The sequence below is a fragment of the Delftia sp. 60 genome, assembly GCF_002754395.1.
GTDB classification, from domain to species: Bacteria; Pseudomonadota; Gammaproteobacteria; order Burkholderiales; family Burkholderiaceae_C; genus Comamonas; species Comamonas acidovorans.
Genome location: NZ_PEFD01000001.1, coordinates 3,990,786 through 4,013,210, shown reverse-complemented (window position 1 = coordinate 4,013,210; position 22,425 = coordinate 3,990,786). Strand labels below are relative to the sequence as shown.

Sequence of the window (22,425 nt, the reverse complement as noted above, 5' to 3'; positions counted from 1 at the left end):
TTGTCCCTTGATGATCAGGAGGAGGGCCCGGCCTCGCCCGGCACGACCAGCCACAGCGGCTTCTCGCCCAGGCGAAAACGAATGGGCGGCGCCATCCATTCGCGCTCGCCATCAAAGGCCACCTTCAGGCGCCGCGGGCGCCGGCCTGCGGGCTCCGCCACCAGCTCGGTGCAGGCCAGGCTGGCCACCGCATCGTCCTGCGCCAGCCGTCCCAACACGGCATTCCAGACCACGCGCGCCGGGGCCTCGCTGGCCTGCGGCAGCAGCAGCACGGCGGCCAGATGCTGGCCGTCGGCCACGGCGCGGGCTTCGGCAATGCCCACGCGCTCCAACTGCATCGGGTTGTTGCCCACGAACAGTGTGCTGGCCAGGTGCTCCTGCTGCTGCAGCGGCGCCTGGCGGTCGGAGCGCAGGGCGATGCGCCAGCGGCGCGCGCTGCCACCGCGAAGAATGCTCCAGATGGAGGCCGCAATGGCCACCAGCCGCGTGCGGCCAAAGCGTGTGGACGCGCGTTCGCGTTCGTCCAGCAGGCGCGGGTACAGGCCCAGGCTGGCGTTCACCAGGAACAGCCGTTCGTTGACCAGGCCCACGTTCACGGGCCGCATCTGGCCGGCCTGCAATGCCTGAAGAATGTCCTGCACGGCCTGGGCAGGCTCCAGCGACAGCGCCTGCTCGCGGGCGAAGTAGTTGAAGGTGCCCAGCGGAACCACGCCCATGGGCACGCCCCGCGCCCAGGCTGCGGCGGCCACCGCATTGATGGTGCCGTCACCGCCGGCGGCCACAACCAGGCCGCCATCCTGGCTGGCCCTGTCCACGGCGCGGGCGGCCAGGTGCACGATGTCGGCGCGTGCGCCAGGCACATGCCACTGCACGCTGCGCTGCTGCAGCGCGGGCACGCTGGTGAGGCGGGCGCGCAGCTGTTCCAGGTCGGCGCCTGGGCGCAGCGGCACGATCAGGTGGATGGGGCCGGCGGGGTCCAGACGGGGCGGGGGCGGCTGGCTCTCGGAATAGGTGGGCGTCATGGAAGGCGGGAGGCTGGAACAGGCGCCGATTGTTTCGTGGATTGCACCTGCATGTGCACCGGATCATGCAAGCGGCACACGTCAGCCAAAGCCGACAGGCAGGGCACCACAAGGCAGCAGCAGCTCACCAGCGGCTCGTCAGCGGCCCACTGGTGGCTCACTCGTGCCAGGGAGAGCGGTACTCCAGCATCTGCGCCAGCGGCACGGGCCGCTCGAACAGATAGCCCTGTGCATGCTCGCAGCCGAGGGCGTGCAGCAGCCTGGCCTGGGCCTGCTCCTCCACGCCTTCGGCCACGACCTTGACGCCAAAGCCCTGGGCGATGCGCAGCACGGCGGTCACGATGGACTTGTCGGATTCGGACTCCGGCAACTGGCCGACGAAGCTCTGGTCGATCTTGATGCAGTCAAAGCGCAGGCGGCTGAGATAGGCCAGGGAGGAGTAGCCGGTGCCGAAGTCGTCAATGGCGATCTTCACGCCCAGCGCGCGGATGGCGGCAATGCGCTGCAGCGTGGCGTCGCTGTCGTCCAGCAGCATGGATTCCGTCAGCTCCAGGGTCAGCAGCCGGGCGGGCAGGCCGCTGGTGGCCAGTGCCTGCTCCAGCGTGGAGGCGAAGTCTGACTGGATGAGCTCGCGTGCCGACATGTTGACGTGCAGCTCGAAGTCGGCGGGCAGCCGGGGCAGGTGGGAGGCGATGTCGTGCGCCGCCGTGCGCAGCACCCATTCGCCCACGCTCAGGATCAGGTCCGACTCCTCGGCCACCGGAATGAAGACGCCGGGCGGCACCATGCCGCGCGTCGGGCTGTTCCAGCGCACCAGGGCCTCGGCGCCGACCATGCTACCCGTGGCCAGGTCCACCACGGGCTGGTAGAACACGCGCAGCTCGTTGCGCTCCAGCGCCTGGCGCAGCTCCATGGCCAGCTGCGTGCGGCCCAGCATCTTCTGCGCCAGGCTGGGCTCGAACAGCAGGAAGGGGTGCGAGCCGCGCTGCGCCTCACCCAGCGCAATGCTGGCGTTGCGCAGCCACTCGGGCAGCGCGCCCGGCAGCAGCTCGCCGCTGACGGCGCCCGCGCAGGCGCGCAGCACGATGTCGTCCTTGCCCACGGAAAATGGCTGGTCGAAGATTTCCAGCAGATGGCGGCATTTGTCCTGCATCTGCTGCGGCGTGCAGTCATGCAGCCACAGCATGGCGAACTCGTTGCTGGCCGTGCGCGCCAGCAGGGCAGGAAACTGCAGATGGTGGTTGCGCAGCCGCTCGGCCACGGCCCGCAGCAACTGCTCGCCCGTGCCGTGGCCCACATCGTCGCGGACGCTGCGGAAATTCTGCAGCTCCAGCAGGCACAGTGCGGCAGGGCAGGGCGTGTTGGCGGCTGCCGCCGCATCGGCCTGCTCGATCAGGCCGGCGCGCGTGAGCAGCTGCGTCAGGCTGTCGTACTGCAGCAGGGTGCGCATGTGCTCGAACGATTCCTGCAGCCGCTGCGCCATGTTGTGGAAGGCCGAAACCAGGGACGATGTCTCGACCAGGGACGTATCCGGCAGCGCCCCTACCGCGCTCCAGTCGCCCTTGGCCAGGCGGTTGGCCGCATCGGCCGTCACCGCCAGGGGGCGCAGCGCCCGGCGCAGGCACCACACGCCCAGCCCCAGCCCCAGCAAGGCCAGGCCGAAAGCGAGGACCAGCGCATGGCGGCTGTCCGCCCGCATGCTGCTGACCAGATCGGATTCGGGCTGCAGCACCAGGATCCGCCAGTCGATGCCGCGTACATCGTGGAATGCGGTGACCTGGCCGTGGTAGATCTGCCCCTGTTCCTTGAAGCTCAGGTTGATGGTGTTCTCGGGGCCCGCTGGCGCCGATGAATCCGCGCTCAGATGGGGAGGCAGCAGGGCGGCCAGGCTGCGCAGCGCAAGATCGGGACTTTCGGACAGCCGCAGGCGCACGGGCGGGTCATAGGGGCCTTCGCGCCGTTTCAGCACCGACAGCTCGGACGAGTGCGCCACCATGTAGCCCTGTGCGTCGACCACGGCGATATGGCCGTTGCCACGCAAGGGCTCGTCGCGCAGAAAGCGGTTCATGCTGCTCAGCCGCACATCGGCGGCCACCACGCCGGCCAGCTGGCCGGACACCCGCACTGAAGTGGATGCGGAAATCGTGGTATCGCCCCGGTCGCCAGTCACCGTGTAGATGGGCGACCAGTGCGGGCCGTCTTTGTGGATGGCAGGCTGGTACCAGGGGCGCACGCGGGGGTCGTAGCCGGCAAGGCTGGACATGGGCGGGCCGGGCTCCAGCCCCTCGAAGATCTGCAGAGCGTCCTGGGTGCTGTGGTCCTGGAGAATCAGGCGGTAGCGGCCATCGGGCTCCAGCCGCACGCCTGTGTATTCACCTTGTACGCCGCCAAAGCTCAACAGGCTGATCTGGTGGTGCTGGGCATACAGCTCGGTGAATGAGCGTGTCAGATAGCCATAGATGGGGCGCAGGTCGCCGGGGGTGTAGAGCGCCTGCCGGGCCACGGTCTCGGCCAGGGCCTGCTGCACGCGCAGCGGGGTCTCCAGGTAATCGGCCAATTGGTGGCGCGTGGTGGTGGACAGGGAGTCGAGCAGCCGCAGGCTTTCGCGGTTGATGAGTTGGTCCACCTGGCGCTGCTGCCATGCCGCCAATAGCCCGGCCGTGACCACGAACACCGCTATGAAGGGGGCTGTGACTGCCGTGCGAAGTGAGAGCCTGAAGGCGGGCATGCAGAGGTTTCCGTAGCGTGCGCCGGGCAGCCAAGGGCCGGATCTGCCTGCGACAGCGGCCATTGTGCAGTGCCTTCGCAGCCCTGCGCCGCCGCCGCCGCAGTCCGCGCCTGGGCGCTCCTGTGGTTGATAGGAAAATTTGTTGATAAATGGTTTTCGGTAGAAAAAATGAATTCTTGATGGCGATTTGCCAGAACGCAAAGGCGGGCCGTGGCCTGCGCAAAGCCGGCCATTGCGCCACTCCGTTTACATATCCGTTTACAAATTGATCGCCATTACATGTAGACATCACATGTAATGGTTGCTATGGTATCCGCATGGAACAAAAGACATCAGCCCATTACCAGCGCCTGCACCGGCAACGGCTGCGCGAACAGGGGCTGGTGAAAAAGGAGGTCTGGATTCTTCCAGAGTACGGCGCGGCATTGCAGCAATTGGAAAAGCAAATGCGCGTGCCGGGATTGCAACCGGAATCAATGGTTCTCATCCACAAGGAGGGCGGCATGGACAACAGCAGACAGGCATATCGGGATATTCACGCCTTGGCGGGCGATCTGCAGCAATCGGCACTGGTGCAGGGCGGCCGGCTCCATATCGAGGTGCTGGAAGGCGCAGACGCAAGTTTGCTGGTCAGCCTGCCCGAATTCGGCGATCTGCCGGTGCATGTGGCGCTCTCGGGCGACCAATTGGTGGTGGAGGCCTTTCTGTGGCCCGCCGACCAGGTGCACGACCGCGCCGGTCTCAACGAGCAGATGCTGCGCCTGCAAAAACTGTTTCCCTTCACCACGATGGCGCTGGAACCCCAGGCCCACGGCGGCGAGGGCTACGTGATGTTCGCCGCCCTGCACGCCAGCAGCAGCGAGGGCGACATCATCGCCGAGATCCTGACCCTGGCCGACAGCGTCATCCAGGCCACCGAGGCACTGGCCCACTACCTGACGCCGGTGCCCGCACCCGCGTCCGCATCCGCCCCCGTGCAGGCCTGACGCCCCGCCCGTTGAAGACACTGAGCCCCTAGGAGATCATCATGACCATCTGGAACAAGCTGGTGACAGCGTTGCGCGGCGCCGCCCACGAGGCCGGCGAGGCGGTGACCGACAGCCAGGCCCTGCGCATCCTGGACCAGGAAATCCGCGATGCCGACAGCGACCTGAACAAGTCCAAGGAAGCGCTGGCCGACATCATGGCCAAGCAAAAGCTTGCGGCCGGCAAGCTCAAGCAGACCCAGGAACGCATTGCCGAGTACGAGGGCTATGCCGTCAAGGCGCTGGACACCAGCGACGAGGCGCTGGCGCTGGAAGTGGCCGGCAAGGTCTCCGTGCTGGAGACCCAGCGCGACGAGGAGCAATCCCAGCTGGACGCCTACACGCAAAGCGTGGAGCAGCTGCGCGTGGCCATACAGACGGCGCAAACGCATATCAAGCGCCTCAAGCAGCAGGCCGACACGGTCAAGGCCACGGAAAGCGTGCAGCGCGCCCAGGCCACGGTGGCCGGCCGCTACGCAGGCTCGCAGACGCGCGTGCAAAGCGCGCTGGATTCTCTGGAGCGCATCAAGCAAAAGCAGGCCGAGCGCGGTGCGCGCATGGAAAGCGCGGCCGAGCTGGCGCGCGACAGCAGCGAAGATGCGCTGGATGCCAAGCTGCGCGCTGCCGGCATCACGCCCCAGGCGGGCAATGCGCAATCGGTGCTGGAACGCCTGAAGGCGCAGCGCGCCGCAACTGGCGGAAAAAACGCTTGATGCGCGGCCGTTGTCCAGGCAGGCACTGCCAGGCCTGCCGCCTCGGCTGCCGGATTTGAGGGGAGGGGAAAAACATGTCTGCGTTCCTGCAATACGCGTTTGGCTTTCCGACTTTCATCTTTGGCGCCTTGCTGCTGTTCATGCTGCTGTACTGGCTGATCGCCATGCTGGGCCTGCTGGAGGTGGACTCGCTGGACCACTGGGTGCTGTTCGACGGCAGCGACCATGCGCACGGCGTGGAGCATTCGGTCAGCGCGCTGGCCGGGCTGCTGCTCAAGGTGGGCCTGGGCGGCATTCCGCTCACGGTCATCCTCACCGCGCTGTTCCTGATGTCCTGGCTGGCCTCGTATGTGCTGTGCCATTTCGTGCCCATGCCCCAGGGCTGGACCCTGGTGAACCTGCTGACCGGCTCCCTGGTGGCTGCGGCAGCCATGGTGCTGGGCTTTGCCGCCACCGTGCTGCTGCTGCGCCCGCTGCGGGGCATCGTCAACAAGGTGGCGCCTGCAGAGGAGCCCAAGGTGCTGCTGGGCCGCACCGGCCTGGTGCGCAGCGCCGTGGTGGACGGCACGCAGGGCTACGGCAGTGTCGAGGACGGCGGCGCAGGCCTGAACGTGCAGATGCGCTCGCCCGAGCGCGCACTGGGCCGGGGCACCGAGATCGTGCTCATCGAGCACCTGCCCGAGCACAACGCCTGGCGCGTGGTCAGCAAGGCCGAGTTCGACGGCACCGAGCTGCCGCGCTAGTTCCGGGATTCCCACAAGGCCCGAGCGTCCGTTCGGCGGGCGCGGCCTTTCCGTTTTTTCAGCGTTTTCACAGATAGCAATTCACAGGGGAGATTCGCATGAACATGAGCAACATGGAGTGGTACATCGTCGCCGGGGTGGTGATCGGTTCCGTCTTCGTCGTCATCCTCGGGCTGTTCGCCCTGGTCAAGGCCTTCTACATCAAGGTTCCGCAGGGCACGGCGCTGATCATCAACGACACCACGTCGCAGCCCAAGGTCAAGTTCACGGGCGGCCTGGTGCTGCCGGTGATCCACAAGAAGGAGTTCATGCAGATCTCGCTGCTGACGCTGGAGATCGACCGGCGCGGCAAGGAAGGCCTGATCTGCCGCGACAACATGCGCGCCGACATCACCGTGGCCTTCTACCTGCGCGTCAATGAAACGGCCGAGGACGTGCTCAAGGTGGCCAAGGCCATCGGCGTGGACCGGGCCTCGGACAAGACGGCCGTCAACGAGCTGTTCAACGCCAAGTTCTCCGAGGCGCTCAAGACCGTGGGCAAGCAGATCGAGTTCGTCAAGCTGTTCGAGAACCGCCAGGATTTCCGCGACCAGATCATCCATGTCATCGGCAACGACCTCAACGGCTATGTGCTGGAAGACGTGGCCATCGACTACCTGGAGCAGACGCCCAAGTCCTCGCTGGACCCCAACAACATTCTGGATGCCGAGGGCATCCGCAAGATCACCGAGCTGACGGCCAACCAGAACATCGTCACCAACGAGCTCGAGCGCAACTCGGACTTGGCCATCACCAAGAAGAACGTGGAGACCAAGGAAGCCATGCTGGCGCTGGAGCGCCAGCAGGCCGATGCCGAGGCGCGCCAAAAGCGCGAGATCGCCACCATCCAGGCCCGCGAGCAGGCCGAAACCCAGAAGGTGCAGGAAGAAGAGCGCCTGAAGGCCGAGCAGGCGCGCATCCAGACCCAGGAGCAGCTGGACATCCGCGAGGAAAACCGCCAGCGCGAAGTGGCCGTGGCCCAGCAAAACCGTGAGCGTGCCGTGGTGATTGAGGTCGAGAAGGTCACGCGCGCCAAGGAGCTGGAGATCGTGGCCCGCCAGCGCGAGGTGGAGCTGCAGCGCATCGAGAAGGAAAAGGCCATCGAGGTCGAGAAGGCCAACATCGCCAACGTGGTGCGCGAGCGCGTGGTGGTGGAAAAGTCCGTGGCCCAGGAAGAGGAACGCATCAAGGAAGTGCGCGTGGTCTCCGAGGCCGAGCGCATGAAGCAGGTCACCGTGCTGACCGCCCAGGCCCAGGCCGAGGAAGACATGGTGCGCCAGGTCAAGAAGGCCGAGGCCGAAGAGGCTTCCTCGCGCCACAAGGCCGTGGAAGTCACGACCATGGCCCAGGCCGAGCTGGAAGCGGCCAGCAAGACCGCCGAAGCCAAGAAGAAGCTGGCCGAGGCCATCGAGGTCGAGCGCGCCGCGCCCGGCCTGGCCGATGCCAAGGTGCGCGAAGTCACCGCCGCCGCCCTGGAAAAGGAAGGCTTGGCCCAGGCCCGCGTGATTGCCGAGAAGCTGATGGCCGAAGCCAAGGGCCATCAGGAAAAGGGCCTGGCCGAGGCGCGCGTCATCGAGGCCACGGCCGACGCCAACGAAAAGCAGGGCCTGGCCGATGCCAAGGTGCTGGAAGAACGCCTGCTGGCCCAGGCGCGCGGCGAAGCCCAGGTGGGCGCCACCAAGGCCACGGTCACCCGCGACGTGGGCATGTCCGAGGCCGATGTGCTGCGCGACAAGCTCTTCGCCGAGGCCAAGGGCCTGACCGAGAAGTTCACCGCGCTGGCCTCGCTGTCCGACCAGGCGCGCTCGCATGAGGAGTTCCGCATGCAGCTGGAGAAGAACTTCGAGCAGGCGCTGGCCGCCATCGAGGCCAACAAGAGCGTGGCCAAGGACCAGTCCGAGGTGCTGTCGGCCGCGCTCAGCAAGGCCAACATCGACATCGTGGGTGGCGAGGGCGCCTTCTTCGACAACTTCGCCAAGGCGCTGTCCGTGGGCAAGGCCGTGGAAGGCGTGGCGGGCAAGAGCCCCATCGTGCAGGACCTGATCAGCAAGTTCCTCAGCGGCAAGGGCGGCGCATCGCTGCTGAACGCGCTGGGCGACGGCAAGGGCCTGCCGCCCACGCAGAGGGTCGACTGAACGGGGCGGCCGCCCGGCCGCTCCCTCCACCGGCTGCCCAGCCTCCCGCATCCGCCTTCCTCCGCCCGCCTGCCAGCCAGTCAGCTGGCCAGGGAGGGCGTGAATGGTCCCTGACACGCGAAAGCCCGTGACGCCCATGTCCCAACCGTCCCCATCGTCTTCACAGTCCCTGTCCCCGACACCGCGGCCTCCGCCGTGGACCAGGCAGTCGCCAGCGGCGGCTCCTACGAAGTGCTGGCCAAGCGCCTTGACGGCCAGGGGCAGGCGCTGGAGACGCTGGCACGCCAGCTCAACGAGGAGCGGCTGGAGGAATTCGGGCGCAGCCAGATGGAAGTCATCGGGCGCATGCGCGTGCGCACCGAAAACAACTGCCTGGGCCGCGACATCGCCCAGGTCGGCGGCTACCTGCTGTTTGGCTACAACGTCTTCATGGGCCTGAAGCAGTCCACGCGCGTGGAAGACGTGTTCGTGCTGTACCGCCTGCACGAGGGAGAGCAGGGCTACGAGGTCACGCCGGTCGATCTCAAGGACAGCTTTCTGGGCATACAGAGCTTCGTGCAGGACTTCCAGGAGCTGTACGCCTACTACAAGAACACCCGGCTGATGCAGCTGGCCGTGCGCGACGGCAAGCTGCTGGCGAGTTTTCAGATTGGCGAGCGCCTGTCCGATGTGCGCGTGTTCCGCTGGTCCGTGCCCGTGGACGGCCAGCCCATCCGCTACATAGACAACCGGGGCGAGCGCGATATCGAGCTGCCCGCACCGCATGACTTCGAGTGGCAGCGCGCCGGGCGCGAGCAACTGGTGCAGGGGCGCCACCCGCACATCAACGTGGTGGACAAGGTCTTCGTCGAGACCCTGGGCGGCACGCTGACCATCAAGGTCGAGAACAACACCAACGACGGACTGGGCATCTACAGCGAGCCCGTGCAGGAGAAGAACCAGTCGCTGGACGACGCCGTGTTCGAGTACGCCACCGTCGGCAGCCTGATCCTGCTGAAGATCCTGCCCTACCGCGAAGAGCAGTGGCGCTACCTGATCTTCAACACCCTTTCGCGCCAGGTGCTGCGCATGGACGCCATCGGCGCGGCCTGCATCCAGCTGCCGCAGGACCACGGCATCATCTTCCCCGGCGGCTACTACCTGCAAAGCGGCGAGAACCGCTCGTTCGAGCAGAACATGCAGGGCATGCGCTACCGGCGCAGCATCCGCTCGCCCAACGGCGAGGATGTGCTCTACGTGTTCTACGAGCCCGAGAGCGGGCGCATGGCGCTGTTCAAGTACAACCTGATCGAGCGCGCCCTGCAGCCGCCCATCATCGGCCACGGCTATGCGCGCATGGACGACGGGCGCGTCGTCATCTTCGCGGCCGAGAGCAACGAGGCCTCGCGCGTGCACCCCATGCAGGTCTGGCGCACGCCCTTCGCCTCGGACGACTATGCGGCACGCCAGCCGCAGCGCGACAGCTTCCTGGGCCGCATCGGCAATGCCGAGCTGGTCAGCGGCATCTCCGACCTGTACAGCGTGCGCAAGGAAATCGCGGCCACCGAGGTCTCGCTGCCGCGCTACGAGCGCCTGATCGACGCCGCGCGCCGCCTGTTCGAGCGCTACCACTGGCTGGGCGCACCGCAGCTCAAGGGCGTGCACGAGACCCTGCTGGGCATCGTCGCCACGGGTGATGCGGTCATCGACGAGTACGAAAAGGTCGAGAGCATCCGCAACGCCTCGGCCAAGGCCATGGGCGAGGTTTCCAGCCGCCACGGCCAATTGCTCAAGACACTGCGGCTGGCCGACTGGAAAAGCATTGGCGAGTACGTGGACGCGCTCACCCAGCTGGGCCAGTTGCGCGGCCAGCTCATGGCCACGCGCGACCTGCGCTATGTGGACCAGGCCGCCATCGACACCATGGTGCAGGGCGTCAACGAGGCCCAGGCCGAAGTCTCCCAGCGCACGGCCGCCTTCATTGCCACCGACGAGGCCATGCAGCCCTATGCCGAGCAGCTGCAGGCGCTGGACCAGGCCGCGCAGGCGGCAGCCACGGTGGCGCAGATCAACGAGCCGCTGGCGCGCATGGCCGACATGGCGGCTGCGCTGGACATGCTGTCCGAGCTCATGGGCAGCCTGTCCATCGACGACGCCACGCAGCGCACCCAGGTGGTGGATCGCATCTCGGCCGTCTACGCGCGCCTGAACCAGGTGCGTGCACGCGCCGAGCAGCGCCGGTCGGGCCTGGGCGGCGCCGAGAATGTGGCCCAGTTCGCCGCCCAGCTGGCGCTGTTCTCGCAAAGCATCGTCAGCGCCCTGGGCCTGGCGCAGACGCCCGAGAAATGCGACGAGCAGCTGGCGCGCCTGCTGGTGCAGCTGGAGGAAATCGAAAGCCGCTTCGGCGAGCACGAGCAGTTCCTCGGCGACATCATGGCCAAGCGCGAGGAGGTGCTGGAAAGCTTCGAGGCGCGCCGCCAGTCGCTGCAGGACGAGCGCCAGCGCAAGGCGCAAGGCGTGCTGGACGCGGCCCTGCGCATCGTGCAAAGCCTGCCCAAGCGCACCGAAAAACTCGCCAGCGCCGACGCGCTGCATGCCTTTTTTGCGGGCGATCCGCTGATCGGCAAGCTCAAGGAACTGGCCCAGCGCCTGCGCGAGCAACTGCATGACCCGGTCAAGGCCGACGACATCGACGGCCGCGTCAAGAACCTGCGCGACCAGGCGTTTCGCGCGCTGCAGGACCGCACCGAGCTGTACGAAGGCGACGGCGCCATCATCCGCCTGGGCCGCCACCGCTTCAGCGTGGGCAACCAGGAGCTGGACCTGACCCTGCTGCCGCGCAACGGCGAACTGTTCCTGCACCTGGTCGGCACCGAGTATTTCGAGCCCATGGACAACTCGGAGCTGGCCGCCCTGCAGGCCTACTGGGATGCCTCCACGCCGGCCGAATCGCCGCAGTTCTACCGGGGCGAATACCTGGCCCTGGAAGTGGTGCTGGCCGCGCGCCAGCGCCGTGACGGCTGGAGCGAGGCCCGGCTGGCCCAGTTGCTGCCCGACGAGGCGGCGCTGACCCAGGCCATCCGCGAGTTCTCCGCGCCGCGCTACCGCGAAGGCTATGAGCGCGGCATCCACGACCATGATGCGGCCCGCATCCTGCAGGTGCTGCTGCCCCTGCGCGATGCCGCCGGCGTGCTGCGCTTTGCGCCCGACGCCCGTGCGCTGGCCCTGCTGTTCTGGAGCGCACAGGCCCAGGTGCAGCAGCCGCAGCTGGCTGCCGCCATGGCGCAGTGGCCGCTGCGCGCCCAGCAGGCCCAGGCCATGCAGCAGATGTTCGGCAGCGAGGCCGAACAGCTGAGCCTGCGCACCGACATCTCCGAGCGCCTGCGCGCCTATGCCGAAGAGCGGGGCCTGCTGCGCGACCTGCTGCCAGGACAGGCGGCGCCCGCAGACAGCGATATCGACAGCCTGATCCATGGCGCCGCCGACTACCTGCAGGCCGAGCTGGCGCAAAAGGCCGTGCGCTTTTCCTTCTCCAGCTACAGCCAGTCGGCCATTGCCGCGCTGCAGGCCGCCGTGCAGCAGCAGGCCCAGCCGCTGCAGCGCTGGGAAGAAATGCAGGCCTACTGGCAGGGCGATGACCGGCGCGACAAGGCCGTGGCGCCGCTGGACCAGCGCTGGCGCAGCGCGCTGCACTGGCTGCAGACCGCCTGCCGCGCGCTGGACGACGGGCAAGGGCAGGCCTGGCTGGCCTATTGCGGCGAGGCCGCGGCATGGCTGTGCTGTGCCGGCCAGTTGCCCTGCAAGGTCAGCAGCGTGGACCTGCGCCACGAAGTGCCGGGCCTGCTGGGCCAGCATCCGCGCATTGCGGACGGCCGCATGTGGCTGCAGATCGACGACCTGGGCCAGCGCGCCGCGCGCCATTTCCGTACCTTTGTTCCCGAATTCGGCCGCTACCAGGCGCTGCGCCAGCAGCTGCTGCAGGACTGGCGCTCGCGCGTGCGGGTGGAGGAATTCAAGGCCCGGCCGCTGTCGTCCTTTGTGCGCAACCGGCTCATCAACGAGATCTACCTGCCCGTGATCGGCGACAACCTGGCCAAGCAGATCGGCGTGGCCGGCGAGAACAAGCGCACCGACCAGATGGGCCTGCTGATGATGATCTCGCCGCCCGGCTACGGCAAGACCACGCTGATGGAGTACGTGGCCAACCGGCTGGGCCTGATCTTCATGAAGATCAACGGCCCGGCGCTGGGCCACTCCGTGCGCTCGCTGGACCCGGCCCAGGCGCCGGACGCCACGGCGGCCAAGGAGCTGGAAAAGCTCAACCTGGCGCTGGAGATGGCCAACAACGTGATGCTGTACATCGACGACATACAGCACACGCACCCCGAGTTCCTGCAGAAATTCATCTCGCTGTCGGACGGCACGCGCCGCATCGAGGGCGTATGGAAGGGCCGGACCCGCACCCACGACATGCGCGGCAAGCGCTTTTGCGTGGTCATGTCGGGCAACCCGTACACCGAGTCGGGCGAGGTCTTCAAGATCCCCGACATGCTGGCCAACCGTGCCGACATCTACAACCTGGGCGATGTGCTGGGCGGAATGCAGGAGGTGTTCAAGCTCAGCTACATCGAAAACAGCATGACCTCGAACGCCGTGCTGGCGCCGATGGCCACGCGCAGCCTGCAGGACCTGTACCTGCTGCTGGACAAGGCGCAGGGCCGGGAGGTCTCGGGCAATGCGCTGTCGCACGACTATTCATCGGCTGAGCTGCGCGAGATCGAGGCCGTGCTGGCCCGCATGGTGCAGGTGCGCGAGCTGGTGTTCAAGGTCAACCAGCAGTACATCCAGAGCGCCGCGCAGGACGACGGCTACCGCACCGAGCCGGCCTTCCGGCTGCAGGGCAGCTACCGCAACATGAACAAGCTGGCCGAGAAGATCACGCCCGTGATGAACGACCAGGAAATGCAGCAGATGCTGGCCGACCACTACCAGGGCGAAGCGCAGATGCTGACCACGGGCGCCGAGGAGAACCTGCTCAAGCTCGCCGAGCTGCGCGGGCAGATGAGTGACGAGGACAGCGCCCGCTGGCAGCAGATACGCCAGCAGTTCCTGCGCCGCCAGGCCGCAGGCGGCGCCAATGCCGACGCCGCCACGCGCGTGACGGCACAGCTGGTCGATCTGGTCGCCGCCACGCGCGAGGTGGCCCAGTCGGTGTCCCAGTCCCAGCAGCAGGCGGTGCAGGAAGACGCCGCCGGCCAGGCCCACGCATCGGCAGCGGCCGCGCAGGCCGCCGCCAGGGACGCTGACCAATCCCAGACGCTACAGGCGCTTCAGGCTCTGCTGGCGCGGCTGCTGCAAACCCAAAGTGCGGCAGGCGACTCGCTGCACGGCATACGCGAGCTGATGGCGCAAAGGGCGGCCAGCGAGCCCGTCGGCACCCGGGCCAGCACCCCGTCGGAGGTGCAGGCCGCCCAGGACCGTCAGGCCCTGGTCCACATGCTGGGCCAACTGCTGACCCGGTCGCTGGCCCAGTCCCTGGAGCCCGTGGTCACGCACCTGGACCAGGCCCGCCGCCAGCAGCTGGGCCTGCACCGCGTGCTGATGCAGGTGGCCACGCGCATGCAGGAGCAGATCGACGCCCAGCGCGCGGGCCGTCCCGTGCCGGCTGCGGGCGCCATACGCTCCGAGGAAATCGACAAGGCATTCGAGCGCATGCAGCGCGGCGACGTGCCGCCTGCGGCCTAGCTCAGAAACGCCCGCGCACCGTCAGCATCACATTGCGCGGCTCGCCGAAGTAGTTGGAACCGTAGGCGGCCCACACGCGCTGGTAGTACACCTTGTCGAACAGGTTGTTGATGGTGAGCGTGGCGTCCACATGGCGGTTGATGCGGTAGCCGAGCTGCAGCGTCGCCGTGGTGACCGGACCCTGCGAGAACTTCACATCGCCGTTGAGCCGGTACATGCGGCTGACGCTGCGCAGGCCGCCGCCCAGGCTGAAGCCCTCCAGCGCGCCGGTGCCGAACTGGTAGCGCGTCCACAGGTTGAAGCTGTGGCGCGGGGCGATGAAGGTGTACAGCTGGGCCTTCTGGTCGGGCGTGCCCTCCAGTGTCTTGGTCTGTGTGTAGGCGTAGCCGGCCGACACATTCCATCCGGGCGCAATGCGCCCGCCGATCTCGGCTTCCACGCCCTGGCTGCGCATCTTGCCGGATGCCACCGAGAACAGCGGATTGGCCGGATCGGTCATGGCGCGGTTGGTGTCCTCCATGCGGAAGATGGCGGTGCGCGCGTTGAGCTGGCCGTCCATCCACTCGCCCTTGAGTCCCGCCTCGTACTGCTGGCCCACGCGTGGGCGCAGGGTGTTGCCCGCGGCGTCGCTGGTGGTCTGCGGCGCAAAGATGCGCGTGTAGCTGGCATAGGCCGACACCTGGTCATTCAGGTCCAGCACCAGACTGGCATAGGGCGTGAACTTGCCGTTGATGCGGTTGTCGGTTTCCGAGAACTGGTTGAAGTAGGCATTGCGGTTGATGGCGTGGTTCTGCCACCAGGTCATGCGCCCACCCACGCTGATGAGCAGGCGGTCCACGGGGCGCAGATTGGCGCGCCCATACAGGCCGAACTGCTCGGTGCGGTTGTCGTTGCCGTTGGAGAAGCTGTAATTGGTCGGCAACGGCACGTTGTTGTCGGGCTGGTAGATGTTGATGGGCGCGTTGTCGCCGCCGCCGTACTGGAAGTTCTTGCGGATCTTGCGGTAGTCGGCGCCCACGGCCAGCTCGTTGCGGGTGCTGCCGAAGGCGCTGAAGGGCAGGCTGGCGGAGGCGTCCAGGCCATGCGTCTTCCAGTGGCTGCGATAGGCCCAGCTGACCAGGCAGCTGTCGCCCGTGGCCGGGTCGGCGGCGCAGTCCGACCAGCCGAACATGCGCGAGGGCTCGTCCTGCTCGCGGTACATGGCGTTGAGCCTGATGCGCCCACCGTTGTCCAGTCGGTGTAGCAGCTCGGCAAAGTACTCCGTGTTCTTTTCCGTGATGTGGTTCCAGATGGGGTCCAGGTAGCTGGAGCGAGGAATGTCCAGCAACTGCCCATCGGGCAGGGCCGGCAGCCCGAAGGCCGGGCGGCCCTTGTACTGTTGGTAGCTGCCGCCGGCCGTGAGCGTGGTGGACGGGGCCAGGTCCACCTCGACCACGCCGTAGACCAGGGGCTTGCGCGAGTACACATGGTCCACGAAGGATTGCTGGTCCTGGTAGGCCGTGACCAGCCGGCCGCGTACGCGGCCGTCGCGGGACAGCGGGCCGGTCATGTCGGCCTCTGCGTAGTAGCGCTGCCACGAGCCTGCCGAGAACTGCGTGTTGAACTCGGCCTGCGCCTTGGGGCGCTTGCGCACCAGGTTGATGGAGCCGCCCGGATCGCCCGCGCCCTGGAACAGCCCGGCCGGGCCGCGCAGCAGCTCGATGCGGTCGTACATGGCCATGCCGAAGCCGGTGGACAGGTCATTGCCGGTGCTGGCCGGCATGTTCACGCCATCGGTCTGCACCGTATCCACGGCATAGCCGCGCAGATAGAAGTTGCCATGGTTGCCGCCCGTGCTGCCGGGCTCCACGGTGACGCCGGCCAGGGTGCGCATGGCATCGTCCAGGCTCTGGATGTTCTGGTCTTCCAGCATCTGGCGTGTGACCACGGACACGGATTGCGGAATCTCGCGCAGGCTTTGCACGCTCTTGCCCAGCGTTACCACCCTGGCCGTGTAGGCGCCGGTGTCCTCGGTGGCGGTGGAGTGCTCGGCCCGGGCGTTCACCCGCACCTCGCCCAGGGTGAAAGACGCCGCGGCGGCCGCAGGCGGCGTGACCACGGGATGGGCCGCGCTCTTGCGCAGCACGTAGACGCCCTGGCCGGCCTGCACCGCCTCCAGCCCCGTGCCGCGCAGCAGCTGCGCAAGCCCGCCCGTCAGCTCGAAGCGTCCCTTGAGGCCGGCGGACTGCAGGCCCTGCGTCAGGCGCGGGTCGGCCGACAGCGTCACGCCCGACTCGCCGGCCAGACGCGACAGTGCCTGGCTCAGCGAACCAGCGGGAATGTCGTACTCGCGTGCTGTCTGCGCGGCCGGGGCGCTTGGGATGGCCTGTGCGGCTGCCGCACCGGCGGCGCCCAGCATCAGCCCGAGCAGGGCAGCCTGAACGGGCCGGCGCACAAGTCGGTGCGAAAGGCGCTGGTGGACCGAGGCGGCAAGCGCCGAAAGAGGGAAGGGGGCCGTGGCGGCCAGGGAAATACGCTGCGCCATGAAGAACTGTCCTTTGGAAGACGAGGGAAGCGGTGCCCAGCCAGCCTGGGACGCGCCGTTGAAGCTGTCTTCCTGTATGACCGCCGATCCCGCAAAAGGGGACATGCCGCAGGCTCAGGGCGCGGCCAAGCCCGAAATCTGCACCCAGTAGCGCGTGCGCTGGTGGATGCGCACCGGCAGCGAAGCGGCCAGCGCCAGCAGGGCCTGGTCCGTGTCGCGCAGCTGGAAGGCGCCGCTCACGGGCAGACGGGCCACGGCCGGGTCGCAGCGCAGAATGCCGGGCCGGTAGCGCGACAGTTCGGCCACGAATTCGCCCAGCGGCGTTTTCTCGGCATAGAGCACGCCCTGCGTCCAGCCGTCCGAGGCCAGGCCAGCGGGCTGCACAGGCTCTGCCGCGCCGCTGCCCATGCGCGCCTGCTGGCCCGCCGACACGCGCACGGGCTCGCCGCCCCGTGCCGGGCGCAGCTGCACCGCACCTTCGCGCACGACGACCAGGGTGCTCTCATCGTCCAGAATGCGCGCCGCATAGCGTGTGCCCAGGGCCAGCGCCGTGCCCTGCGGCGTCTGCACAAGAAACGGGCGGCCGGCCGCATCGGCAGCGGTCTGTATCCACACGGCGCCCGCGCGCAGTAGCAGGCGGCGCTCCATGGCGGTGAAGGCAATGTCCACGGCGCTGCCGGTATCCAGCTGCATGCGGCTGTCGTCTGGCAGCTGCAGTTCGCGGCGCTCGCCCGTGGCCGTGCGCACGTCGGCAGACCAGGCCGACCACGGTCCGGCGCGCCAGGCCAGATAGCCTGCAGGCCCGGCCACGATCAGCGCGGCCAGCAGCTGCGTGGTGGCGCGGCGCCGGGCGCTCCCTGCATCCCTCAGGGCCGCCGCCCCCAGCGGGCCCAGGGCCGCGCCGTTGCCGGATGGCGCTGTGGCCGTGCCCACGCGTCCCATCACCAGCTCGGCGCGTTGCCAGGCGGCTTCGTGCTGCGGATCGGCTGCGCGCCAGCGGGCCAGCGCCTGTGCCTGGCCCGCATCTTGCGGCTCGCATTGAATGCGCACCAGCCATTCGGCTGCTTCGCGCGCGGCGCGCGCATCGATGGCGCTGGAGGTGGACGAAGCGCCCATCAGCAGACCAGCACGATGCACTGCGCAAAGGCCTGGGCCATGAAGCGCTTGATGGTGCGTTCGGTCACCCCCAGGCGCTCCGCCGCCTGGGCGTAGGTCAGTCCGTCCAGTTGCGACAGCAGGAAGGCCTCGCGCACCTTGGGCGGCAGGCCGTCGAGCATGGCGTCGATCTGGTGCAGCGTCTGCAGGATCAGCAGCCGCTCCTCGGGCGAGGGCGCCATGGGCTCGGGCATTTGCGCCAGGGTGTCCAGCCAGGCTCGCTCCAGCGATTGGCGCTGCACGTGGTTGATCAGCAGGTTGCGCGCCACCGTGGTGAGGTAGGCGCGCGGCTCGCGCATCTGCAGATCGCCGCGTGCTGTCTGGGTGGACAGCAGGCGAACGAAGGTGTCATGCGCCAGGTCGGACGCGTGGTCCGAGCCGCCCAGCTTGCGGCGCAGCCAGCCCAGAAGCCAGGGGTGATGCGCCCTGTAGATGGCTTCAACATCGCTGTGCGAGGTGGCGCAGTGTGGAGCAGACACGGTCTGGAAACTCTGGAAGACAGCCCCGAAGGCCTGTGGAGATGAAGGGCGGAAATAAGAATCGGTCGCAATTATAGGGATGCGGTGGCCGGATTTTTCCTTGTCGATGGCTTGGCCGTTGCGGTCCTTGGCTGAGCCGACATCGCAAACCTCGATGTCCCGGACATGGGTCCCTCACCTACAGCCTGACCCAGCTCAGGCGCCGATGCTGGGGCAGCGTGTCCGCCACGGCGTGCACACCCCACGAAGAGCCAACACGATGGACGCCCCATGGAACACAACACCCAGCTTTCCGTTTCGCGGAGGGACCTGCTGATTGCAGGTGCCTCCACGGCTGCGGCAACGGCCGTGCCTCGATCGGCCGGCGCGCAAGTGCAGCCTCCCTCCATCCCCGAAGGGGTCCAACTGCCCGTCACCCTGCAGGTGAACGGCCAGGAACACCGCCTGGACCTGGACACCCGCACCACGCTGCTCGACGCCCTGCGCGAGCATCTGCACCTGACCGGCACCAAGAAAGGCTGCGACCATGGCCAGTGCGGGGCCTGCACGGTGCTGGTCAATGGCCGGCGCGTGGTGTCCTGCCTGAGCCTGGCCGTGATGAACCAGGGCGCCGCCGTGACCACCATCGAAGGCCTGGGCACGCCGCAGTCGCCGCACGCCATGCAGGCCGCCTTCGTGCGGCACGACGGTTTCCAGTGCGGCTACTGCACGCCGGGGCAGATCTGCTCTGCCGTGGGCGTGCTCGATGAAATCAAACGCGGCATGCCCAGCCATGCCAGCGAAGACATCGTGGCCCAGCCCCTGGTGTCGGCCCATGAACTGCGTGAACGCATGAGCGGCAATCTGTGCCGCTGCGGGGCGTATTCCAACATCGTCGATGCCATCACCGAAGTGGCGGGGGAGGGCAGGACATGATTGCCTTCACCTACGAACGCGCCCAATCCCCCGCGCAGGCTGCCGCCGCCGTGGCGGCCCGGCCGGGCGCCCGCTTCATCGCCGGGGGCACGAATCTGCTGGACCTGATGAAGCTGCAGATAGAAACCCCCGTGCATCTGGTCGATGTGAACGGCACCGGCATGGACACCGTGGAGCCCACTGCGCAGGGCGGCTTGCGCATAGGCGCGCTGGTGCGCAACAGCGACCTGGCCGCCCATGCGCGCGTGCGGCGCGACTACGGCGTGCTGACCCGCGCCCTGGTGGCCGGCGCCTCGGGCCAGTTGCGCAACATGGCGACCACAGGCGGCAATCTGCTGCAGCGCACCCGCTGCCCGTATTTCTACGACACCAATATGCCGTGCAACAAGCGCGTGCCGGGCAGCGGCTGTTCGGCCATTGCCGGCGTGAGCCGCCAGCATGCGGTGATCGGCGGCAGCGAGGCCTGCATTGCCACCCACCCCAGCGACATGGCCGTGGCGCTGCGCGCGCTGGATGCCACGGTGGAGACCGTCCAGGCCGACGGCAAGGCCCGCGTCATCCCCATTGCCGACTTCCACCGGCTGCCCGGCAGCACGCCGCATGTGGAGACGGCCTTGCAGGCCGGCGAACTGATCACCTCCGTCACCCTGCCGCCCCCGCCGGGTGGAACGCACATCTATCACAAGGTGCGCGACCGTGCCTCCTATGCCTTTGCGCTGGTGTCGGTGGCTGCCATCGTGCAGCGCGACGGCAGCGGGCGCGTGGCCCTGGGCGGCGTGGCGCACAAGCCCTGGCGGCTGGAGGCTGCCGAAGCACAGATGCCACAGGGAGCCAAGGCCGTCACCGACCGCCTGCTGGCGGACGCCCGGCCCACGCAGGACAACGCCTTCAAACTCACGCTGGCCGAACGCACCCTCGCCGCCGTGCTGCATCAGGCAAGGAGCTGACGCCATGAAATTCGACACCCCCGCAACGGTCAACCCCATTGACCAGCTCAAGATCATCGGCCAGCCGATGAACCGCATCGACGGCCTGCTCAAGACCACCGGCACGGCGCCGTATGCCTATGAGCGGCATGACGTGGTCCAGCACCCGGCCTATGGCTATGTGGTGGGCTCGGCCATCGCCAAGGGCCGCATCCGCAGCATCGGGCTGGCGCAGGCAAGCCGCGCGCCCGGCGTGCTCGCCATCGTCACCGCACAGACCGCTGGCAAGCTGGGCCAGGGCAAGATGAATACCGCGCCGCTGCTGGCAGGGCCCCAGGTGGCCCACTACCACCAGGCCGTGGCCCTGGTGGTGGCGGAGACCTTCGAGCAGGCGCGCGCTGCCGCGCAATTGGTCCGTGTGGACTACGAGCCCGTGGCTGGCGCCTATGACTTGGCCAAGGCCAAGGACTCCGCCGTGCCGCCCGACAGCATCAATGGCGATGCGCCGGATACGGCCATTGGTGACTTCGACGGTGCCTTCGCCTCTGCCCCCGTGAAGGTGGACGCCACATACACCACGCCAGACCAGTCGCACGCCATGATGGAGCCCCATGCCACGCTGGCCGCATGGAAGGGCGACCAGCTCACGGTATGGACCTCGAACCAGATGATTGCCTGGGGGCAGGGCGAGCTGGCAAAAACGCTGGGCATTCCCAAGGACAAGGTGCGCCTGGTCTCGCCATTCATTGGCGGCGGTTTTGGCGGCAAGCTGTTCCTGCGGGCCGATGCCCTGCTGGCCGCACTGGGCGCGCGCGCGGCAGGCCGGCCCGTCAAGGTCGCACTGCAGCGCCCGCTGATGGCCAACAACACCACGCACCGCCCGGCCACCATCCAGCGTGTGCGCATCGCGGCAGGGCATGACGGCAGGATCACCGCCATCGGCCACGAAAGCTGGTCGGGCGACCAGCCCGGAGGATCGGCGGACGGTGCCGTGGACCAGACCCGTCGCATGTATGCCGGCACCCATCGCATGACCGCCACGCGCCTGGCCGTGCTGGACCTGCCCGAGGCCAATGCCATGCGCGCCCCCGGCGAAGCCACGGGGCACATGGCCCTGGAAGTTGCCATGGACGAGCTGGCGGAAAAGCTCGGCATTGATCCCGTGGAGCTGCGCATCCGCAACGACACCCAGGTGGTGCCGGACAGCGGCAAGAAGCCGCAACCCGAGGCGAAGGAGGGCTCCCCTGCCCAGGAGCACAAGCCGTTTTCCCGCCGTGAATTCGTGCAGTGCCTGCGCACGGGCGCCGAGCGCTTCGGATGGAGCCAGCGCAATCCCCAGCCGGCCCAACGACGCGAAGGCCGCTGGCTGATCGGCCTGGGCATGGCCGGCGCCTACCGAGGCGCCCCTGTCATGAAGTCCGCCGCCCGCGTGCGCCTGGACAGGCAGGGCATGCTCACCGTGGAAACCGACATGACCGACATCGGCACGGGCAGCTACACCATCATTGCCCAGACGGCGGCCGAGATGCTGGGCCTGCCGCTGCAGCAGGTGCGCGTGCGGCTGGGCGACTCCGGCTTTCCCGTCTCGGCCGGTTCGGGCGGGCAATGGGGCGCGGCCAGTGCCACCTCCGGCGTCTATGCCGCCTGCCTGAAGCTGCGCGAGGCCGTGGCGCGCAAGCTGGGCATGGACCCGGCGACGGCCGAATTCTCGGATGGGCATGTGCAGGCCGGCGGCAAGCGCCGGGCCCTGGCCAGCGCTGCCGGCGACGCCGACCTGACGGCCGAGGATGCCATCGAATTCGGCGTGCTCGACAAGAAGATGCAGCAGTCCACCTTTGGCGCTCACTTCGTGGAGGTCGCCGTGGACGCCTTCACCGCCGAAATCCGCGTGCGGCGCATGCTGGCCGTTTGCGCGGCCGGCCGCATCCTCAACCCCAAGACGGCCCGCAGCCAGGTCATCGGCGCCATGACCATGGGCGTGGGAGCGGCCCTGATGGAAGAGCTGGCCGTGGACACGCGACTGGGCTATTTCGTCAACCATGACCTGGCAGGCTACGAGGTGCCGGTGCATGCCGACATCCCGCACCAGGAAGTGATCTTTCTGGACGAGGTCGATCCCATGGCCTCGCCCATGAAAGCCAAGGGTGTGGGCGAGCTGGGTATCTGCGGCGTGAGCGCAGCCATTGCCAATGCCATCCACAACGCCACCGGCGTGCGGGTGCGCGACTACCCGATCACGCTGGACAAGCTGCTGGCAGGCCTGGGGAGGCTGGCATGAGAGGGGACTGCACCTGAGG

At 67.8% G+C, this 22,425-nt stretch carries 13 protein-coding genes; 8 read left to right on the top strand and 5 right to left on the bottom strand.

Going from position 1 to position 22,425, the window contains the following annotated elements; genetic code table 11:
• Nucleotides 1-14 precede the first annotated feature (14 nt).
• Both CLV01_RS18165 and CLV01_RS18160 read right to left on the bottom strand, forming a co-directional pair.
• On the bottom strand, nucleotides 15-1,022 hold the full coding sequence (locus CLV01_RS18165; protein WP_099733591.1) for a diacylglycerol/lipid kinase family protein: 1,008 nt from the start codon (nucleotides 1,020-1,022) through the stop codon (nucleotides 15-17).
• A gap of 157 nt (nucleotides 1,023-1,179) precedes the next feature.
• Nucleotides 1,180-3,813 carry a bifunctional diguanylate cyclase/phosphodiesterase gene (locus CLV01_RS18160; RefSeq protein WP_099733592.1) on the bottom strand — a complete coding sequence of 878 codons (2,634 nt, stop codon included), beginning with the start codon at nucleotides 3,811-3,813 and terminating at the stop codon, nucleotides 1,180-1,182.
• A gap of 440 nt (nucleotides 3,814-4,253) precedes the next feature.
• On the opposite strand from CLV01_RS18160, the gene CLV01_RS18155 reads away from it, so the two are divergent.
• The 5 genes from CLV01_RS18155 to CLV01_RS18135 all read left to right on the top strand — a co-directional run bounded on the left by CLV01_RS18155 (nucleotide 4,254) and on the right by CLV01_RS18135 (nucleotide 14,129).
• Nucleotides 4,254-4,736, top strand: coding sequence for a YjfI family protein (locus CLV01_RS18155; RefSeq protein ID WP_225613995.1), 483 nt, complete (start codon nucleotides 4,254-4,256; stop codon nucleotides 4,734-4,736).
• A 41-nt stretch (nucleotides 4,737-4,777) separates the two neighbouring features.
• Nucleotides 4,778-5,488: a PspA/IM30 family protein gene (locus CLV01_RS18150; protein WP_012205647.1), complete on the top strand. Its 711-nt coding sequence runs from the start codon at nucleotides 4,778-4,780 to the stop codon at nucleotides 5,486-5,488.
• A 74-nt stretch (nucleotides 5,489-5,562) separates the two neighbouring features.
• Nucleotides 5,563-6,231 (top strand): hypothetical protein, encoded by a 669-nt coding sequence (locus CLV01_RS18145; protein WP_013802385.1) that lies wholly within the window; start codon nucleotides 5,563-5,565, stop codon nucleotides 6,229-6,231.
• Between the two features lie 98 nt (nucleotides 6,232-6,329).
• Nucleotides 6,330-8,405, top strand: a complete 2,076-nt coding sequence (locus tag CLV01_RS18140; protein ID WP_012205645.1) for a hypothetical protein — start codon at nucleotides 6,330-6,332, stop codon at nucleotides 8,403-8,405.
• A gap of 195 nt (nucleotides 8,406-8,600) precedes the next feature.
• On the top strand, nucleotides 8,601-14,129 hold the full coding sequence (locus CLV01_RS18135) for a DNA repair ATPase (RefSeq protein ID WP_099735313.1): 5,529 nt from the start codon (nucleotides 8,601-8,603) through the stop codon (nucleotides 14,127-14,129).
• Nucleotide 14,130: 1 nt separating this feature from the next.
• Here CLV01_RS18135 and CLV01_RS18130 read toward each other — a convergent pair whose 3' ends face one another.
• The 3 genes from CLV01_RS18130 to CLV01_RS18120 all read right to left on the bottom strand — a co-directional run bounded on the left by CLV01_RS18130 (nucleotide 14,131) and on the right by CLV01_RS18120 (nucleotide 18,287).
• Nucleotides 14,131-16,653 (bottom strand): TonB-dependent siderophore receptor, encoded by a 2,523-nt coding sequence (locus CLV01_RS18130; RefSeq protein WP_257221376.1) that lies wholly within the window; start codon nucleotides 16,651-16,653, stop codon nucleotides 14,131-14,133.
• A 114-nt stretch (nucleotides 16,654-16,767) separates the two neighbouring features.
• Nucleotides 16,768-17,769 carry a FecR domain-containing protein gene (locus CLV01_RS18125; protein ID WP_099733594.1) on the bottom strand — a complete coding sequence of 334 codons (1,002 nt, stop codon included), beginning with the start codon at nucleotides 17,767-17,769 and terminating at the stop codon, nucleotides 16,768-16,770.
• Nucleotides 17,769-18,287 carry a sigma-70 family RNA polymerase sigma factor gene (locus CLV01_RS18120; protein WP_043822453.1) on the bottom strand — a complete coding sequence of 173 codons (519 nt, stop codon included), beginning with the start codon at nucleotides 18,285-18,287 and terminating at the stop codon, nucleotides 17,769-17,771. Before CLV01_RS18120 ends, CLV01_RS18125 begins: the two co-directional genes overlap by 1 nt.
• Nucleotides 18,288-18,557: 270 nt before the next feature.
• Between CLV01_RS18120 and paoA the strand changes: the two genes are divergently transcribed.
• Genes paoA through paoC form a run of 3 tightly spaced genes read left to right on the top strand, consistent with a single transcriptional unit; the run spans nucleotide 18,558 to nucleotide 22,406 of the window.
• A complete protein-coding gene (gene paoA, locus CLV01_RS18115; protein ID WP_016453395.1) occupies nucleotides 18,558-19,202 on the top strand; it encodes an aldehyde dehydrogenase iron-sulfur subunit PaoA in 645 nt (214 codons plus the stop codon).
• A complete protein-coding gene (locus tag CLV01_RS18110; protein ID WP_099733595.1) occupies nucleotides 19,199-20,149 on the top strand; it encodes an FAD binding domain-containing protein in 951 nt (316 codons plus the stop codon). Before paoA ends, CLV01_RS18110 begins: the two co-directional genes overlap by 4 nt.
• 4 nt (nucleotides 20,150-20,153) lie before the next feature.
• On the top strand, nucleotides 20,154-22,406 hold the full coding sequence (gene paoC, locus CLV01_RS18105) for an aldehyde oxidoreductase molybdenum-binding subunit PaoC (protein WP_099733596.1): 2,253 nt from the start codon (nucleotides 20,154-20,156) through the stop codon (nucleotides 22,404-22,406).
• Nucleotides 22,407-22,425: the final 19 nt, after the last annotated feature.

Excerpts from the sequence above, each read along its gene's own strand:
- CLV01_RS18165 (WP_099733591.1), bottom strand. The coding sequence starts at position 1,022 with ATGACGCCCACCTATTCCGAGAGCCAGCCGCCCCCGCCCCGTCTGGAC.
- CLV01_RS18160 (WP_099733592.1), bottom strand. The coding sequence starts at position 3,813 with ATGGCCGCTGTCGCAGGCAGATCCGGCCCTTGGCTGCCCGGCGCACGC.
- CLV01_RS18155 (WP_225613995.1), top strand. The coding sequence starts at position 4,254 with ATGGACAACAGCAGACAGGCATATCGGGATATTCACGCCTTGGCGGGC.
- CLV01_RS18150 (WP_012205647.1), top strand. The coding sequence starts at position 4,778 with ATGACCATCTGGAACAAGCTGGTGACAGCGTTGCGCGGCGCCGCCCAC.
- CLV01_RS18145 (WP_013802385.1), top strand. The coding sequence starts at position 5,563 with ATGTCTGCGTTCCTGCAATACGCGTTTGGCTTTCCGACTTTCATCTTT.
- CLV01_RS18140 (WP_012205645.1), top strand. The coding sequence starts at position 6,330 with ATGAACATGAGCAACATGGAGTGGTACATCGTCGCCGGGGTGGTGATC.
- CLV01_RS18130 (WP_257221376.1), bottom strand. The coding sequence starts at position 16,653 with ATGGCGCAGCGTATTTCCCTGGCCGCCACGGCCCCCTTCCCTCTTTCG.
- CLV01_RS18125 (WP_099733594.1), bottom strand. The coding sequence starts at position 17,769 with ATGGGCGCTTCGTCCACCTCCAGCGCCATCGATGCGCGCGCCGCGCGC.
- paoA (WP_016453395.1), top strand. The coding sequence starts at position 18,558 with ATGGAACACAACACCCAGCTTTCCGTTTCGCGGAGGGACCTGCTGATT.
- CLV01_RS18110 (WP_099733595.1), top strand. The coding sequence starts at position 19,199 with ATGATTGCCTTCACCTACGAACGCGCCCAATCCCCCGCGCAGGCTGCC.
- paoC (WP_099733596.1), top strand. The coding sequence starts at position 20,154 with ATGAAATTCGACACCCCCGCAACGGTCAACCCCATTGACCAGCTCAAG.